At 61.3% G+C, this 15,667-nt stretch carries 16 protein-coding genes and 1 pseudogene; 8 read left to right on the top strand and 9 right to left on the bottom strand.

All coding sequences use genetic code 11. From position 1 onward, the window contains the following. The 4 genes from C5L13_RS10115 to C5L13_RS10100 all read right to left on the bottom strand — a co-directional run bounded on the left by C5L13_RS10115 (nucleotide 1) and on the right by C5L13_RS10100 (nucleotide 4,539). Nucleotides 1-411, bottom strand: coding sequence for an NAD(P) transhydrogenase subunit alpha (locus C5L13_RS10115; protein ID WP_105383179.1), 411 nt, complete (start codon nucleotides 409-411; stop codon nucleotides 1-3). Continuing rightward, nucleotides 411-1,664: a Re/Si-specific NAD(P)(+) transhydrogenase subunit alpha gene (locus tag C5L13_RS10110; RefSeq protein WP_105383178.1), complete on the bottom strand. Its 1,254-nt coding sequence runs from the start codon at nucleotides 1,662-1,664 to the stop codon at nucleotides 411-413. Before C5L13_RS10110 ends, C5L13_RS10115 begins: the two co-directional genes overlap by 1 nt. An 85-nt stretch (nucleotides 1,665-1,749) precedes the next feature. Continuing rightward, nucleotides 1,750-1,974 carry an aa3-type cytochrome c oxidase subunit IV gene (locus C5L13_RS10105; RefSeq protein WP_105383177.1) on the bottom strand — a complete coding sequence of 75 codons (225 nt, stop codon included), beginning with the start codon at nucleotides 1,972-1,974 and terminating at the stop codon, nucleotides 1,750-1,752. A gap of 246 nt (nucleotides 1,975-2,220) precedes the next feature. Further along, entirely contained in the window at nucleotides 2,221-4,539 is a 2,319-nt protein-coding gene (locus C5L13_RS10100) for a putative bifunctional diguanylate cyclase/phosphodiesterase (RefSeq protein ID WP_245571214.1), read from the bottom strand. A 313-nt stretch (nucleotides 4,540-4,852) separates the two neighbouring features. On the opposite strand from C5L13_RS10100, the gene C5L13_RS10095 reads away from it, so the two are divergent. Further along, on the top strand, nucleotides 4,853-5,392 hold the full coding sequence (locus C5L13_RS10095) for a TRAP transporter small permease subunit (protein WP_105383175.1): 540 nt from the start codon (nucleotides 4,853-4,855) through the stop codon (nucleotides 5,390-5,392). A gap of 27 nt (nucleotides 5,393-5,419) precedes the next feature. Further along, nucleotides 5,420-6,922 carry a TRAP transporter large permease gene (locus C5L13_RS10090; protein ID WP_105383174.1) on the top strand — a complete coding sequence of 501 codons (1,503 nt, stop codon included), beginning with the start codon at nucleotides 5,420-5,422 and terminating at the stop codon, nucleotides 6,920-6,922. A gap of 94 nt (nucleotides 6,923-7,016) precedes the next feature. Here the strand turns inward: C5L13_RS10090 and C5L13_RS10085 are convergent, their stop codons facing one another. Together C5L13_RS10085 and C5L13_RS10080 are read right to left on the bottom strand one after the other, a co-directional pair. Next, complete coding sequence (locus C5L13_RS10085; protein WP_105383173.1) at nucleotides 7,017-7,400, bottom strand: glyoxalase superfamily protein; 384 nt, start codon at nucleotides 7,398-7,400, stop codon at nucleotides 7,017-7,019. Nucleotides 7,401-7,653: 253 nt separating this feature from the next. Then, nucleotides 7,654-8,760, bottom strand: a complete 1,107-nt coding sequence (locus C5L13_RS10080) for a TRAP transporter substrate-binding protein (RefSeq protein ID WP_105383172.1) — start codon at nucleotides 8,758-8,760, stop codon at nucleotides 7,654-7,656. Nucleotides 8,761-9,062: 302 nt separating this feature from the next. Here C5L13_RS10080 and C5L13_RS10075 point away from each other — a divergent pair, with 302 nt between their 5' ends. Beyond that, on the top strand, nucleotides 9,063-9,836 hold the full coding sequence (locus tag C5L13_RS10075; RefSeq protein WP_105383171.1) for a gamma-glutamyl-gamma-aminobutyrate hydrolase family protein: 774 nt from the start codon (nucleotides 9,063-9,065) through the stop codon (nucleotides 9,834-9,836). Between the two features lie 45 nt (nucleotides 9,837-9,881). Here the strand turns inward: C5L13_RS10075 and C5L13_RS10070 are convergent, their stop codons facing one another. Further along, nucleotides 9,882-10,907 (bottom strand): LacI family DNA-binding transcriptional regulator, encoded by a 1,026-nt coding sequence (locus tag C5L13_RS10070; RefSeq protein WP_105383170.1) that lies wholly within the window; start codon nucleotides 10,905-10,907, stop codon nucleotides 9,882-9,884. Between the two features lie 93 nt (nucleotides 10,908-11,000). Then, nucleotides 11,001-11,495, bottom strand: a complete 495-nt coding sequence (locus C5L13_RS10065; RefSeq protein ID WP_105383169.1) for a MarR family winged helix-turn-helix transcriptional regulator — start codon at nucleotides 11,493-11,495, stop codon at nucleotides 11,001-11,003. Between the two features lie 83 nt (nucleotides 11,496-11,578). Between C5L13_RS10065 and C5L13_RS10060 the strand changes: the two genes are divergently transcribed. The 5 genes from C5L13_RS10060 to C5L13_RS10040 all read left to right on the top strand — a co-directional run bounded on the left by C5L13_RS10060 (nucleotide 11,579) and on the right by C5L13_RS10040 (nucleotide 15,414). Then, nucleotides 11,579-12,370 (top strand): creatininase family protein, encoded by a 792-nt coding sequence (locus C5L13_RS10060; protein ID WP_105383168.1) that lies wholly within the window; start codon nucleotides 11,579-11,581, stop codon nucleotides 12,368-12,370. A 50-nt stretch (nucleotides 12,371-12,420) separates the two neighbouring features. Continuing rightward, entirely contained in the window at nucleotides 12,421-12,672 is a 252-nt protein-coding gene (locus C5L13_RS10055) for a type II toxin-antitoxin system VapB family antitoxin (RefSeq protein WP_105383167.1), read from the top strand. After that, nucleotides 12,669-13,076 carry a type II toxin-antitoxin system VapC family toxin gene (locus C5L13_RS10050; protein WP_245571213.1) on the top strand — a complete coding sequence of 136 codons (408 nt, stop codon included), beginning with the start codon at nucleotides 12,669-12,671 and terminating at the stop codon, nucleotides 13,074-13,076. Before C5L13_RS10055 ends, C5L13_RS10050 begins: the two co-directional genes overlap by 4 nt. 114 nt (nucleotides 13,077-13,190) lie before the next feature. Then, complete coding sequence (locus tag C5L13_RS10045) at nucleotides 13,191-14,309, top strand: CobW family GTP-binding protein (RefSeq protein ID WP_105383165.1); 1,119 nt, start codon at nucleotides 13,191-13,193, stop codon at nucleotides 14,307-14,309. Between the two features lie 118 nt (nucleotides 14,310-14,427). Further along, complete coding sequence (locus tag C5L13_RS10040) at nucleotides 14,428-15,414, top strand: WD40 repeat domain-containing protein (RefSeq protein WP_105383164.1); 987 nt, start codon at nucleotides 14,428-14,430, stop codon at nucleotides 15,412-15,414. A 135-nt stretch (nucleotides 15,415-15,549) separates the two neighbouring features. Here C5L13_RS10040 and C5L13_RS28945 read toward each other — a convergent pair. Next, nucleotides 15,550-15,667, bottom strand: a pseudogene (locus tag C5L13_RS28945) (IS630 family transposase); the annotation flags it as partial.

Genomic DNA, 15,667 nt, shown 5'->3' with positions numbered 1-15,667 from the left:
TCAGCGATCTTTTTTCTTGTACATGGCGAGCATCCGGCTGGTCACCAGGAAGCCGCCGAAGATGTTCACCGAGACGAGCACCAGCGCGACAAAGCCGAAGCCGGTGGCAAAGCCGCTTGCCGCGACGCCGACCGCCAGAAGCGCACCGACGACGATGACCGAGGAAATGGCATTGGTGACGGCCATCAGCGGCGTATGCAGCGCCGGCGTCACCGACCAGACGACGTAATAGCCGACGAAGATCGACAGGACGAAGATCGCAAAGCGGAAAACGAAGGGATCGATCGCCCCGCCCGATACGCCATGGGCCGCCTGCGCCACGGCATCGGGTGCCGTTTCCGCGGCGGCCTTGACGGCGGCGACCGCCTGGTCGAGCCCTTCGAGCGCCTTGTTCATCATTTCGTTCGCCATCAAAGCTCCTCCCCCTTCGCGGCACTTTCCGCCACGGCCTTCTTGCGCGGCCGGGCGGTTTTTGCCGGCGCCGGCTCGGCGACGACGGCAGGTCCGGCCGGCGCCTCGCTGACGAGAGCTGCGACCGCCGATGCAAAATTCGGGTGCACGACGCGGCCGCCATGGGTCAGCATGGTCGCCTTGACGAGTTCGTCCTCCGGATTGACCGCGAACTCCTTCGAGTTCTTGTCGACCATGGTCTCGAGGAAGGCAAAGAGGTTCCTGGCATAGAGCGCCGAGGCGGAGGCGGCGATCCGCCCGGCCACATTGGCATACCCGATCACGGCAACGCCTTCGACGCTTGCCACCTTGCCCTTTTCCGAACCTTCGATATTGCCGCCGCGTTCGACGGCGAGGTCGACGGCGACGGAACCGGGCTTCATCGAGGCCAGCATCGCACGCGTCACGAGCCGCGGCGCCGGACGACCGGGGATCAACGCGGTGGTGATGACGATGTCCTGCTTGGCGATGTGCTCAGCCACGAGCGCCGCCTGCTTCGCCTGATAGGCTTCCGACATCGGCTTGGCGTAGCCGGCGGCCGTTTCCGCCGCCTTGAATTCCTCGTCCTCGACCGCGATGAACTTGGCGCCGAGCGAGCCGACCTGTTCCTTGGCCGCCGGACGAACGTCGGTCGCCGACACCACCGCCCCCAGGCGGCGAGCCGTCGCGATCGCCTGCAGGCCGGCAACGCCTGCGCCCATGACGAAGACCTTTGCGGCGGGCACGGTGCCGGCCGCCGTCATCATCATCGGCATCGCCCGTCCATATTCGTGGGACGCGTCGATGACGGCGCGATAACCGGCAAGGTTTGCCTGGCTCGACAGCACGTCCATCGATTGGGCCCGGGTGATGCGCGGCATCAGTTCCATGGAAAAGGTCGTCAGGCCCGCCTTGGCCATCGCGGCAAGCGCCGCTTCGTTGCCGTAAGGGTCCATGACCGCAAAGACGACCGCGCCGGATTTGTAGGAGGCCGCTTCTGCAGCCGTCGGCCGGTTGACCCGCAGCACGATGTCGGCCGAACCGGCATCCGAAGCTGCGCCGATGCGCGCGCCTGCCGCCTCGAAATCACCGTCCGGGATGCCGGAGGCAAGTCCCGCGCCGCGTTCGACCACGATGGTGAAGCCGAGACCCGAGAGACGCTTCACCGTCTCGGGTGAGGCCGATACGCGCGGTTCGTCAGAACCTTCGCGACTTACATAGATGATCTTCGCCAAAGACTGTCTCCTCCCAGTCGATATCGCAACAGAACGGAATGCTCCGTCCCTCCTCAGGCCACGGGCAAAAGCCGGCTCGCGAAGATCAGCGCAGCAGGAAGACGCCGGCGATGTTGAGAACGATGAACAGGATGAGGCTGCCGAGGAAGCCTACGCCGCCGAAGAAGCCGGCAGCCATGGCAATCAAAAGCACGACGACGACCATGGTGCCCCATTTGGAGGCGGCAAGGAACATGCCGTAGGTCTTTTCATGTTCCGCATAGTCCATGGGAGCGCCCGTTTCCACCGGTCCGCTATGGTGATTGTCCATCAGTCGCGTCTCCTTGAAGCAAGCCGCACACGGCCTTGCAGATGAAAGCATTCCGCGTGCGGAAAAAATCCTCGTCGCTGCCCGGAATCATGCCCTTGAAAGGCATGCCGGACGTTACCTCAGGCCTTACACAAAGGCGTGAGAAAGCGCAATGGCACCGAAGGGCTCTCGGGTACGCCAGCTCTGCGGAGGTGGTAAAATGCCGCAAGCGGCGCGCCGGGCGGGCTTATCCGGCCTCAGCGCGGGTCACCGCTCGGCAGTCGTGAGCCGGCGGGCGGGCGTCTGCCTGGCGCCACGCCGAACGGTTGAAAGCTTGACGGGTCTGGCTTCTGCGGCAAGGCCTGGAATCAGAGCCGAATCGACGGGCATGGAGAAGACGAAGCCCTGAACCAGATCGGCAAAGCGGTGACGGTTGATCAGCGCAAGCTGCTCCTTCGTCTCGACGCCTTCGACGACGATCTTCAGGCCGAGTTCGCGCGACAGATTGACGATGCCGCGCAGCAGCTTCAGCTTGCGTGCGTCTTCACCGACATTGCGGATGAAGGCCCGATCGATCTTCACGACGTCCACCGGCAGCGTGTCCAGATAGCTGAGGCTCGAGAACCCGGTGCCGAAATCGTCGATCGCGATGGTTACGCCGGTGGCGCGGAACCGGTTGAGAATGGCGCTGACCGCGACCGGCTCGTCCATGAAGCAGCTTTCCGTCACCTCCAGACGCAGCCGTGACGGCGAGAGCGAATAGCGCTCGAGAACCTCCGCCACGTGGGGCACGATATCGTCGTTGCCGAGGTCCTGGATCGACAGGTTGACGGAGACCGCCATCCCCTCCGGCCAGGTCGAGCAGTCGCGGCAGGCCTGCTCGATGACCTGGTGGGTGATCTGCGATATGAGGTTCATATCCTCGGCCATCGGAATGAACACGTTCGGCCCGACCACGCCGCGTTCCGGATGGCGCCAGCGCACCAGCGCTTCGCTGCATTCGATTCCCGAGCCGTCCGGAAGGTACAGGGGCTGGTAGACCACGTGCAGGGCGCGGTTCTGGATCGCCTGCCGGAGGTCGGCGCGCAGCTTCTGTTCGTCGATATATTGCGCATCCATTTCCGGGAGGAAGATGACGAGTGTGCCGTTGCCGTCCGATTTCGCATGGTTGACCGCAAGATCCGCCTTGATCTGCCATTGCTCCATGTCGAAATCCCGGGACGGCAGGATGACGCAGCCGCCGTTCATGGTCACCGGCAGGCGGAGCCCTTCCACCTTGTAGTCGCCCTGGACATCCGCATGAATCTGCCGGATCCGCTGCTCCAGCTCGCTACCGTCGGCATCACCGAGAAGCAGGAGGACGAATTCATCGCCGATGAGGCGGCCGGTGAGGATACCTTCCATCTCGAGCGCGGCAAACCGCGCCCCGATCGCGGCAAGCAGACGATCGCCCATCACATGGCCGCGCATGTCGTTGACGTGCTTGAAGCCGTCCACGTCGAAGACCACCAGTGCCGCAAGCGCTTCCGGCCGCTCGCGCACTTTTTCCCCTGCAAGATCGGCAAAATGAGCACGGTTCGGAAGGCCGGTCAGCGCGTCGAACTGCAGCATGTGCCGCATCTTCTCCTCGGCCTCGATCCGCGCGCTGACATCTTCGAAGATCAGTACCACGCCGCCGTCGGAACGGGGACTGACGGAGAATTCCAGATGGCGGTCGTCCTTGAATGTCAGAAGCGCGCGTTCCAGCGAACCATCCGCCAGCCGATGGAGCTGCCTGAGAGTGCCCGCCGGCACATTTGCCGCATCTTCGCAAAGCACGGCGGCGAAATCCCGGTCCTTGAGCTCGCGCTGCAGGTGGAGCCCCAGCAGATCACGGGCACGGCGGTTGACCACCTGAATCCTCCCTTCCCGGTCGAGCATCACGAGCCCGTGGGAGATGGTGTTCAGCGCGATGTCGAAACGTCCGGCGATGATCGCCATGGTCCGGGAGGAGATGACGTTCTGATAGAGAAAATCACGAATGCCGTTCGCCATGAACCGGGTCGTGAGCGCGAACGGAACCAGCAGGACGGCCAATACCGAGAGGTTGAGGTCGCCGGTAAACAGGCAGGCGATCAGGATCGGCCCGCAGCAGCCGAGCATCTGGAGATCGATGGCGGCACGCGAGCCGTAGTTGCGGCCGATGATCGACATCATCGAACCGAGCGGGATCGCCACCGCTGTGACGCTGACGAAGGGGTCCTGCAATGCCAGCAGGGCATATCCGCTGGCGACGCCAAGAAGCAGAGCCGTAAGAAAAGCGCCGATAACGTATTGACGTTCCCAGGCGGCGATCTCATCATGCTTGAGCGTTTGCTTATTCACCTGGTCGAACCGATGGAACCAGTACATGCGATAGGCAAAAATCGCAGCGAAGCACCCGGCGAACAGGAGATAGAGCTCGGAGCCGTTGAAATAGAAGACGAACAGGCACCAGAGGACATGGACGATCACGCCCGTCCACAGTGTTCCACGGTTTCCAAACAGCGAGGCGACGAACGACAGGAAAACATCCGTCGACAACGTCTCCGCTTCGATCTCTCTCATCGGGTTCATCCCTTTGCGTCCGAGGGACCGTGCGGAAAACCCTTTAAGATTTCATTGTTCCCGCCGCTCGCATCGCACTGTACATCGGTTTCCGGCGGGTTTGCTCAACAAATTCCGATGCCGAAGGCTAAAATTCTCCGGGCTTGCCGAAGACGATGCGTTTGCGCAGGATCAGCCGATTGCCCAACCGGCTCTGCTGCGAGATTTTACGGGCAAAAAGCCGGTTTATTAGGACTTTCCTTTTCATAGCCCTTGGTTTACATGGCCATTCAAGGACGGGCGGGATAACAGAGACCCGTTGGATGGGGAAAGCATGGCTGCACTGTTGAAGATCAGCGGTCTCATCGACCGCCTCAGCGAAATTATTGGCAAATTTTCCGGATATCTGGTTCTCGCCTGCTGCCTCATCAGCGCCGGCAACGCCGTGATCCGCTACCTTTTCAACTACAGTTCGAACGGCTGGCTCGAGATCCAGTGGTATCTCTTCGCCTTCATCGTATTGCTCGGCGCATCCCATACCCTGAGGCTCAACGAACACGTTCGCGTCGATCTCATCTATGGCGCCGTCTCCGACCGCGCCCGCCTCTGGATCGACGTGGTTGGCCTGATCGTCTTCCTCATCCCCGCCTGCCTCTATCTGGCTTGGCTTTCCTGGCCGTTCTTTTCGCTGTCCTACGTCCAGGGCGAGATATCTTCCAATGCCGGGGGCCTCATTCGCTGGCCCGTCAAATTGATTATCGTCGCTGGTTTTGCCCTGCTTGCCTTGCAGGGCCTCTCCGAACTCGTGAAGCGCATCGCAGGCCTCATGGGCGTCGTCCAGGTCGACACGACCTACGAAAAGCCGCTTCAATAACAACAATCCTTCGGGGATAAGCCAGTCATGTTTCAATACGGTATAATGCCGCCAGCCATGTTCCTGGGCATGATCATCTTCATGCTCTACGGATTTCCGGTGGCCTTCTCGCTCTCGGCCGTCGGCCTCTTTTTCGGTCTTCTCGGCATCGCCACCGGGCATTTCGAATTCGCCTTCATGCAGGCGCTGCCGCTGCGCATCTTCGGCATCGTTTCGAACGACCTCTTGCTCGCCATCCCGTTCTTCACCTTCATGGGTGCGGTGCTGGAACGCTGCGGCCTTGCGGAAGACCTTCTCGAGGGAACCGGAAAACTGTTCGGCGCAATCCCGGGCGGCCTCGCCTATGCGGTTATCGTCGTCGGCGCCATTCTCGGCGCGATCACCGGCACTGTCGCGGCATCGGTCATCACCATGGGCGTGATCTCGCTGCCGATCATGCTGAAATACGGCTACAACCCTCGGCTCGCGACGGGCGTCATCGCCGCCTCCGGCACGATCACCCAGGTCATCCCGCCGTCTCTCGTCCTCATCGTTCTGGCCGACCAGCTCGGCCGTTCGGTCGGCGACATGTATCTCGGCGCGATCGGCCCATCGATCCTGCAGGTCACGATTTTCATGCTCTTCATCCTGGGCCTGTCGATCTTCCGGCCGAAGGACGTGCCGCCGCTGCCGCGCGAAGCCCGTGGCGAACTCAATGCTGCGCTTGTCGTCAAGGTTCTCTGGGGGATGATCCCCTCGATCGTACTGATCTTCCTGGTGCTCGGCACCATCTTCATGGGCCTCGCAACGCCGACGGAAGCCGGCGCGCTCGGCGTCGTCGGCGCCATGGCCATCGCCGCGATGCATCGCCGCCTCACCTGGGATTTGCTGCGTCAGGGCATGCATTCGACGATGACGATCACCTCCATGGTCGTCTTCATCCTGGTGGGCGCGACCTGCTTCAGCCTGGTCTTCCAGGGCATGGATGGAGGTCTGTGGATCGAGCACCTGCTGAGCCACGTGCCAGGCGGCGCGGTCGGCTTCCTGATCTTCGTCAACATCTTCATCTTCTTCCTCGCCTTCTTCCTCGACTTCTTCGAGATCGCCTTCATCGTCATCCCGATGCTGGCGCCGGTGGCGAGTGCGCTCGGCATCGACCTGATCTGGTTCGGCGTACTGCTCTGCATCAACATGCAGACCAGCTTCATGCACCCGCCCTTCGGTTTCGCGCTCTTCTACCTGCGCTCGATCGCGCCCAAGAGCGTCAAGACAAAGGACATCTATCTCGGCGCCATTCCCTGGCTCTTCATGCAGCTGATCCTGGTCGCGATCGTGATCTTCTGGCCGGAATCGGTGACCTACTGGCTGGACAAGGCGCCGGACGTCGACCTCAACACGATCAAGATCGAAGTTCCCGGCTTCGGCAATGGCGGCGGCAATGAGATGCCGAACTTCGGCCTGCCGCCGATGGACGGAGCGCCCGCCCAGCCCGGACAACCGGCACAGCCCGCCATGCCGAATTTCAGCGAACCGCCCAAGATCAACCCGTAAGGGCGTGATCCCACACAAAAGACAAAGCCCCGGGGATGCCCTGGGGCTTTACCGTTTCTATGAGGGAGCAGATGCCTTTCGGCACCCCGGATTTTCAGGGCCGGATCGGCTGTCCGACGTCGATCCGATTGCCGTCTGGGTCTTCGAACACGAAGGCTCTCAGACCATAATCCTTGTCCTGAAGGCTCTTGATGATCCTTAATCCCTGGCGCTGGCAAATGGCGTGAAGGGCATCGACGTCATCCACCATCACGTGGGCAACATTGAAGTTTGCCGCCTCATGTCCGGGTTGCAAGGTCAGATGCAGTTCGGCCTGATTCCGCATCAGAATCATGAAGCCCACGGGATTTCCATTCTGAAAGGTTTTCTCGAAGCCCATGACCTTCGTGTAGAAATCATGAGCCTTGGCCATGTCCTTGACCGGCAGCATGGCGGCAATTCGTCCGAAGCGAATGCCGTGATCAGCGATATCATTCATCGCATAACCTCTAATTGCAAAGACGCGCCCGTATGCCGGACGGTGCCGGCCCACGTGACGCGCTTCGTTGTTTGGATCGGCAGGACGGTGCCTGCAAGACAGGTTCTAGCCCAAGCCCGTTTTCCAAGAAACAGCCGGCAACGATATTGCCGAAAATTGTTGAGTTCGGCGAAGATGTGCCGGTCCGGTTCGGCACAACAAAACCCCGGGCCTTTAGGACCCGGGGTTTGCTGTCGCGGAACTGGACGATGGATCAGAGCTTGCCGTTACGCTGCTGGATCATCATGAACGTGTCGAAAGTGTATTCCGAGAGCTGCATCCAGAGGTAACCCTCCTTCTTGAAGGCTACCTGGTCGTCGTAGATCTTCTTGAAGTCCGCGTTCTTGGACGAGATGTCCTTGTAGACTTCCTGTGAAGCGTTGTAGCAGGCTTCAAGGATTTGTTGGCTGAACGGACGCAGGGTCGTGCCCTGGGAAACGATCTGCTTGATTGCCGTCGGGTTCTTCGCGTCGTATTTCGCCATCATGCTGGTATTGGCAAAGGCGCAGGCGTCGGTCAGGGCCGCCTGATAGCTCTTCGGCAGGGCGTTCCACTTCTCGAGGTTGGTGAAGGCGTGAATGACCGGGCCACCTTCCCAGAAGGCCGGGTAGTAGTAGTATTTCGCGACCTTGTAGAAACCGAGCTTGTGATCGTCATAAGGACCGACCCATTCGGCCGCGTCGATCGTGCCCTTTTCAAGGGCAGGATAGATATCGCCGCCGGCGATCTGCTGAGGCACGACGCCGAGCTTCTCGACGACCCGGCCGGCGAGGCCCGCGATACGCATCTTGACGCCCTTGAAGTCGTCGACCGTGTTGATTTCCTTGCGGAACCAGCCGCCCATCTGTGCGCCGGTATTGCCGGCGATCATGCCATAGAGGCCGTGCTTGGCATAGAATTCGTTCAACAGCTTGTTGCCGTTGCCTTCATAGAACCAGGAGTTGGTCAGGCGGGCATTGAGGCCGAACGGGATTGCGGTGCCGATCGCGAAAGTCGGATCCTTGCCCACATAGTAGTAGGAGCAGGTGTGGCACATCTCGACCGTTCCGGCGCTGACGGCATCGGCGGCCTGCAGGCCGGGCACGATTTCGCCTGCGGCAAAAGGCTGAATGGTAAAGTTGCCGTCGGTAGCGGCAGCGACATGCTTGGCGATGTCTTCAGCGCCGCCGTAGATGGTGTCGAGCGACTTCGGGAACGAAGACGTCAGACGCCAGGTGATCTTCGGGTTCGTTTGCGCGATGGCCGGGGCAGCAAGCACCGTTGCGGCGGCGGCGCCGGCACCCGTCACAGCAGCTTTTTTGAAGAATGAACGACGATCCATTAAATACCTCCCATAGAGACAAACCGCAGGGTTTCCGTTCCCACTCCCCCGGTCCTGGATCGAAGTAAACATGTTGCCCAGTGGCTTGCAAGCGCCGCCGCCGATATTCCTTAACGCGGATAGTCTTTCATACTTAGACTTTCGTCGTGTTCTGCTCAAACGAGATTCATAAAAGATTTCAAAGGGGAAATGCTTATTCTTTGTGCAGCGCAAATTGCATGCCGCAGAGCAGGAACTTGACTTGCGGCACCTTCCGGCATCACATCGACGGAACGTAGTTCGCGTGCCCTCCGGAGATCCCGATGTCGAAACCGATCGTCGCATTGCCTGCCGATATCCGTGAACTGGATGGAGCGGTCTGGCATGCAACGCCCAATCAATATGTCCAGGCAGCGCTCAAGGTGGCGGAGGTGATGACCTTCATCATCCCGGCCTTTGAGGAAGGCAACGATATAGACGCGATCCTCGACCGGGTCGACGGCGTGCTGGTCTCGGGCTCCGCCACCAACGTCCATCCTTCGCTCTACGGCAAGCAGGCCGCGGAAAGCGACGGACCTTTCGATCCGGCGCGTGACGCCACGTCGCTGCCGCTGATCCGGCGGGCGATCGACCGCGGCATTCCGCTGCTGGCCATCTGCCGCGGCATCCAGGAGCTGAACGTCGCGCTTGGCGGCACGCTTGCCAGCGAAATTCAGGACCAGCCGGGGATCTGGGACCACCGCAAACCGCCCGTGACCGAGCGTGACGGCATGTATGCGATCCGCCAGCCCGTCTTCGTGCAGGAAGGCTCCTGCATTGCCCGGCATCTCGGGCTGTCGGGCGCGGTGCAGGTAAACTCGCTGCACCGGCAGGCGATCGCCGAGACCGCCCCGCGGCTGAAGGTGGAGGCCACCGCCGAGGACGGCACGATCGAAGCCGTTTCGGTGATCGATGCGAGGAACTTTGCCGTCGGCGTGCAGTGGCATCCGGAATATTGGGCGGAAACCGACGCTCCGTCGCGCGCCCTTTTCCACGCCTTCGGCGAGGCCGTACGCGCCTATGTCGCGCGCAAGACGCACACCGACGTCGCAGCCTGATAAACAGGTCGCGTCGAGCGCCCCGAATTCCGAAGCCAATTCTTCCTAGTGGGTCCGCGGCTTGTAGATGCCCGTCGACTGACGGATACGCATTTCCGGCTTGATGAGGTGAAGACCGTCCGGCTCATGGCTGCCGGCCAGCCGGTCGAGCAGCGCACGCGCCGCAAGCCTGCCGACATCGGCCTGACCATTGGAGACCGTCGTCAGCGCCGGCGTCGCGATCGAGGCCTCCTCCAGATCGTCGTAACCGGTGACGGAAATATCCTGGCCGGGCACGAAGCCGGCGCGGGCAATGCCGTTCATCAGGCCGATCGCCACGAGGTCGTTCCAGCAGACCGCGGCCGTCGGCTTCTGCGGCAGGGACAGGAAGTTGACCGCCGCCTCGAAACCACCTTGCTTGGAGCGCGGGCCGGGAATGCGCAGGTTCGGATCGACCTCGATCTCCGCCTTGCGCAGCGCGTTGACATAACCCTGATAACGATCGCGGCCGGTCGAGGTCTGATCGGTGCCGCCGATCATGGCGATGACCCGGTGGCCGAGCCCGATCAGATGGTTGGTGGCGAGCGAGATGCCGTAGCTGTCGTCGCCGCGATAGGTCGGCAGGTCGACGCCTTCCATGGAGCGGGCAACCAGGATGGCCGGCATGCCGTTCTGCTCGCAGAGCTTCACGTCCTCCACCGGCGTGCCGATCGCTGGAGACATGATCACTCCGTCGCCGCCGAGCTGCAGCAGGGTTTCCACGAAGGTCCGCTGCTTTTCGACCGAATCGTAGTGGTTCGAGAGGATGAAGGTGTGGCGGCTGCGGTCCAGCTCGCTTTCGATCGCCTTCAGGATTTCCCCGTAGAAGGGGTTCATGATGTCGTGCACCACGACGCCGATGATGCCGGAACGCGACGTGCGCAGGCTCGCGGCGCGGCGGTTGTAGATATAGCCGAGCGCCCTGGCCTGTTCCTTGATCTTTTCGCGTGTATCGATCGCCACCAGCGGACTGTCGCGAAGAGCAAGGGAAATGGTGGCAGTGGAAAGACCGAGGCTCTCGGCAATCGTCGACAACTTGACTTTCTGCGCCATATCCCCCCGCCCGCGCCGGCCGGCATCGCCTCCCGATGCTCGAATTAAACTTTAAATAAACAATTTAATCCGGAGGGACAAGAGGAGGGATGCTCAGCCCTCGGAAAGGCTGGGCTGGAGATTGTGCTCCACCGCGCGCAACAGCTTGAGAAGCGTGCGTATCTCCTTGTCGGACAGATCGCCTGCCGCCAGCGACCCGCAATCGGCAATCGAGTGGCCGATCCGCTCGACGGTCTGCCGGCCGATTTCGGTCAGATGCACCTTGGTAAGACGCCCGTCGGTTTCGTCCGGACGGCGCTCGACGAAGCCCTGCGCCTCCATGCGGCCGATCGTGCGGGTGATGGTCGGTGCCTTGACGCCGAGCTTGACCGCGAGCTGGCCGGGCGTCAGCCCGTCCTCCTCCGCCAATGCCAGAACGACGCCGTCCTGTCCGGCATAAAGGCCGGTTTCCAAAAGGTTGCGCCCCAGCATGGTCCGCATGGCACGGGCGACCTGAGTGATGGCCGGAGCAAGCTCGGCAGCAGAAAGACTGCCCGCGTCCTTTTTCTTGCCCGACTTGGCCTTCTTGTCACCCTTCTTCTTGCTCATTGGCTCCGCCCGCTTTGTCCTTTCGGATTTATCTTTATATCGGTATCGCGCTATCCATACCGAAACAGGGAGTTGACCGCCAGATGCCGTATCCGCTGTCGCGTTATCATGACAATGATCCGACGCTTGCGTCCACAGAAAGACGCGACTGGATTGCCGTCCTGCCGCTTGGCGCCCACGAACAGCACGGACCGCACCTGCCCTTCGAAACCGATACACTGATCGCCGAGGGGCTGGTCGCGCGGCTGATCCCTGCCCTGCCAGCCGATCTGCCGGTGACTTTCCTGCCTGCAGAGCCGGTCGGCTATTCGGTCGAACACATGGATGTCGCCGGCACAAGAACCCTTGGCTTCGACGAGGCCGTCAACCGCTGGCTCGGCATTGCCGGCGAACTGCATGGAAAGGGCATCCGCAAACTGGTGCTGCTCAACGCCCATGGCGGCAATTCTCCGTTGCTGACCATCGTCGCGACCGAAGCGCGGATACGCTTCAACATGCTGGCGGTGGCAACGAGCTGGACCCGTTTCGGCCAGCCCGAGGGCTGGATATCGCCGGAAGAAAAGGCGCTCGACATCCATGGCGGCGATATCGAAACCTCGGTCATGCTGGCGCTTTGTCCGGACCGTGTGAACATGGCGAAAGCCGAAAACTTCAGCTCCCGCCAATCGGACTATGCGCGCGAGTTCCGGCACCTGCGCGCCTATGGACCCCATGCCTTCGGCTGGAAGATGTCCGACCTCAACCCCAACGGTGTCGCCGGCAATGCCGCGGCGGCGACCGCCGAAAGAGGCGAACAACTCGTCGTCCATGCGGTGCAAGGCATCATCGAACTGCTGGAAGACGTGTCGAGGTTCGACGTGGATATATTAAAGTAGCGGAAAGCTACACAATCTGACACAATATGCTACACAGAAGGGTAGCACCGATGACGTTGAATATCCGAAATGAAGAGGCCGATGTGCTGGCGCGCGAACTGGCGCGCATCGACGGCACGACGATCACGGATGCCGTTATTTCCGCCCTGAAGGAAACCCTCAGCCAACGAATCCGGCAGGAAACGCCCCGCGAGACGGCGAGACGAATCCTGGCAAAGCGCGGTCTTTCATTCAAGCCCGATCGGCGGCCACTACCTTCCGACGCCTATCATGATCTGGATCATGATCTCGGAAGCCCATGATGTTCGTCGACGCCTGTGCGATCGTCTCCATGATGGCTGGCGAAGACACCGCAGAAGCCTATGAAACAGCTCTTGCGAGGGCTACCTCGCCCTACACCTCGCCGCTTGCATCATGGGAGGCGATCATCGTTCTGTCGCGGTCCGACCAGCTTGATTGCCGTTACGGAGAAGCGGAAGGCGCAGTTGTGGAGTGGCTGGATGCCCGCGGCATCGACATTCGGGAAAGTGGATCGCCCCGCGAAGTCCTCCGCTTTGCGGTTGCCGTTGCGGAAAAACATGGCATCGGCCGTCGCTATCTCAGTAATTTCGATTGCTTCCACTACGCCTACGCTCGTGTGACGGAACAACCGCTCCTCACGCCGGACCAGCTTTTACGGGATACGGACGCGGATACGCTACCCTGAATGCGGATGTGATCTTATAACATTCAAAACCCTTTGAACTCGTCCCGGCTTGCCCTTATATGAGGCGGACCAAGTTCCGCGCCTGCTGGCGTATATAACCCCTCGAGGTTTTCCATGACCGACACAGCCACCCAGAAGCCCGTTCCCGTCACCGTGCTCACCGGTTATCTCGGCGCCGGCAAGACGACGCTTTTGAACCGCATCCTGTCCGAAAGCCACGGCAAGAAATATGCTGTCATCGTCAACGAGTTCGGCGAGATCGGCATCGACAACGACCTGATCGTCGAGTCGGACGAAGAAATCTACGAGATGAACAACGGCTGCGTCTGCTGCACCGTGCGCGGCGACCTGATCCGCGTCGTTGAAGGCCTGATGCGCCGCCCCGGTCGCTTCGACGGCATCATCGTCGAGACCACTGGCCTCGCCGATCCGGTGCCGGTCGCGCAGACCTTCTTCATGGACGACGACGTGCGCGCCAAGACCGAGCTCGATGCCGTCGTTGCGCTGGTCGATGCCAAGCACCTGCCGTTGCGCCTGAAGGACAGCCGCGAGGCAGAAGACCAGATCGCCTTTGCCGACGTCGTCGTCATCAACAAGACCGACCTCGTCAGCCCGGAAGAACTGGTCGTGATCGAGGATGTCGTGCGCGCCATCAACCCGACCGCCCGCGTCTACAAGACGAGCCGCTCCGGCGTCGATCTCGCCCGCGTACTCGACCAGGGCGCTTTCAACCTGGAACGCGCGCTGGAGAACGATCCGCATTTCCTGGAGCACGGCCATGACGACCATGTCTGCGGCCCGGATTGCGATCACGACCACGGTCATGACCATCATCACCACGCACACGACCATCATGACCACGATCATCATGATCATGATCACCCCCATCATCACCATGGCGAGATGTCGCCGATCCATGACGTGACGGTGAAGTCGATCTCGCTGCGCGGCGGCGAAATGAACCCGGAACGCTTCTTCCCCTGGATCCAGAAGATCACTCAGACCGACGGCCCGAGCATTTTGCGCCTGAAGGGCATCATCGCGTTCAAGGGCGACGAGGAACGCTACGTCGTGCAGGGCGTCCACATGATCGTCGAGGGCGACCACCAGCGTCCCTGGAAGGATGGCGAGAAGCGGGAATCCCGCCTCGTCTTCATCGGCCGCGATCTCGATGTCGACAAGATCGAGAAGAGCTTCAGGGCCTGCGAGGCAACGGCGACGACTGCCGCATGATGCAGCAAAGTGCGAAGCGGTTTTCGGACCACATCATGCGCGAAAACAAGACTGTCATGACGCCGAAACGTGTAAAGCGGTGCTCGGATAGAATCATGCCGAGAGGACACATCGCGTAATGCCGACCGTTGCACCGCTTGATCTGGAAGGTCACGTCGTCGCCGTCCATTTTGTCGACGAGGTCCCCTTCTTCGCCAGTGCCACCGGCACGATCCACAGGCTCGACGGCGGCGAGAAAGTTAGCGAAGCCCATCAGGGTCTGCTCACCTGCATCCGCGATCCGTTCAGCGCGACGTTGCTGACCGGCGGCGAGGACGGCAAGGTCTGCCGCATCGCCAAGGACGGCACGGCGACGGTCGTTGCCGAAGCGCCGCGCAAATGGATCAGCGTCGTCGCCGGAGGCCCGCAGAACGCCGTCGCCTATGCCTATGGCAAATCGAGCTTCGTGCGCCAGAACGACGGTACGGTGAAGGAGTTTGCCGAGGAGCGCAGCGTCGAGGGCATCGCCTTTGCGGGCAAAGGGCTGAGGATCGCCGCTGCCCGCTACAACGGCGTATCGCTGCATTGGGTCGGCACCACCGCGCCGGCGCAGGATCTCGAGTGGAAGGGCGCCCATACCGGCGTCATTTTCTCGCCGGACGGCCGTTTCCTGGTCACCACCATGCAGGAAAATGCACTGCATGGCTGGAAGCTCGACGGCAAGCCGGGCGAAAACCGGCATATGCGGATGACCGGCTATCCGGCCAAGGTGAAATCCCTTTCGTGGTCGCCGAAGGGCAAGTGGCTCGCCTCCTCCGGCGCGCCGGCCGCGATCGTCTGGCCGTTCTCCTCGAAGGACGGGCCGATGGGCAAGGCGCCGCTGGAACTCGGCACCCGCGCCAACATCATGGTCACCCAGGTGGCGTTCCATCCGGCCGAAGAGGTGCTGGCGATCGGCTTCGTCGACGGCATGATCCTGGGCGTCAGGATCGCCGACTCGAAAGAGGCGCTGCTGCGCCGGCCGGGCAAGGGCGCGATCACCGGATTGAGCTGGAGCGCCAACGGCAAGCTTCTCGCCTTCTCCTCCGAAGCCGGCGATTGCGGCGTGATCGATATTTCTGCTTGAGACAGCGCGAAGGCCCGCGGCGGAGAAACTCCGCCACGGCCTGATCCATATGGGATGGGCAGGCAGTGAGTATCGGGTAGTGTGAGTGTCAGGCTTTTCTACCTGCCCGATCGCTTCGGCTTTTCCTAGAGCGGTTCATGTTTTGACGGAAGCGTATCCGGCGTTTACGAAGTAGTTACTGCATTCGCCGGGTTGGATTGTTGTGACGAGAGAGCCGATGTGTCGCCACGTGTCCTCGATCGTTCGCTTTTGG

Source organism: Neorhizobium alkalisoli (genome assembly GCF_002968635.1).
Classification (GTDB): domain Bacteria; phylum Pseudomonadota; class Alphaproteobacteria; order Rhizobiales; family Rhizobiaceae; genus Neorhizobium; species Neorhizobium alkalisoli.
The sequence above is the reverse complement of the archived record's forward strand: the minus strand, read 5'-3'. Positions and strand labels throughout refer to the sequence as shown.

What these genes read in the sequence shown, in the direction of transcription:
- C5L13_RS10115 (WP_105383179.1), bottom strand. Translation starts at nt 411, where the DNA reads ATGGCGAACGAAATGATGAACAAGGCGCTCGAAGGGCTCGACCAGGCG.
- C5L13_RS10050 (WP_245571213.1), top strand. Translation starts at nt 12,669, where the DNA reads ATGATGTTCGTCGACGCCTGTGCGATCGTCTCCATGATGGCTGGCGAA.
- C5L13_RS10080 (WP_105383172.1), bottom strand. Translation starts at nt 8,760, where the DNA reads ATGGATCGTCGTTCATTCTTCAAAAAAGCTGCTGTGACGGGTGCCGGC.
- C5L13_RS10040 (WP_105383164.1), top strand. Translation starts at nt 14,428, where the DNA reads ATGCCGACCGTTGCACCGCTTGATCTGGAAGGTCACGTCGTCGCCGTC.
- C5L13_RS10070 (WP_105383170.1), bottom strand. Translation starts at nt 10,907, where the DNA reads ATGGCGCAGAAAGTCAAGTTGTCGACGATTGCCGAGAGCCTCGGTCTT.
- C5L13_RS10085 (WP_105383173.1), bottom strand. Translation starts at nt 7,400, where the DNA reads ATGAATGATATCGCTGATCACGGCATTCGCTTCGGACGAATTGCCGCC.
- C5L13_RS10090 (WP_105383174.1), top strand. Translation starts at nt 5,420, where the DNA reads ATGTTTCAATACGGTATAATGCCGCCAGCCATGTTCCTGGGCATGATC.
- C5L13_RS10075 (WP_105383171.1), top strand. Translation starts at nt 9,063, where the DNA reads ATGTCGAAACCGATCGTCGCATTGCCTGCCGATATCCGTGAACTGGAT.
- C5L13_RS10065 (WP_105383169.1), bottom strand. Translation starts at nt 11,495, where the DNA reads ATGAGCAAGAAGAAGGGTGACAAGAAGGCCAAGTCGGGCAAGAAAAAG.
- C5L13_RS10100 (WP_245571214.1), bottom strand. Translation starts at nt 4,539, where the DNA reads ATGAGAGAGATCGAAGCGGAGACGTTGTCGACGGATGTTTTCCTGTCG.
- C5L13_RS10055 (WP_105383167.1), top strand. Translation starts at nt 12,421, where the DNA reads ATGACGTTGAATATCCGAAATGAAGAGGCCGATGTGCTGGCGCGCGAA.
- C5L13_RS10060 (WP_105383168.1), top strand. Translation starts at nt 11,579, where the DNA reads ATGCCGTATCCGCTGTCGCGTTATCATGACAATGATCCGACGCTTGCG.
- C5L13_RS10045 (WP_105383165.1), top strand. Translation starts at nt 13,191, where the DNA reads ATGACCGACACAGCCACCCAGAAGCCCGTTCCCGTCACCGTGCTCACC.
- C5L13_RS10095 (WP_105383175.1), top strand. Translation starts at nt 4,853, where the DNA reads ATGGCTGCACTGTTGAAGATCAGCGGTCTCATCGACCGCCTCAGCGAA.
- C5L13_RS10105 (WP_105383177.1), bottom strand. Translation starts at nt 1,974, where the DNA reads ATGGACAATCACCATAGCGGACCGGTGGAAACGGGCGCTCCCATGGAC.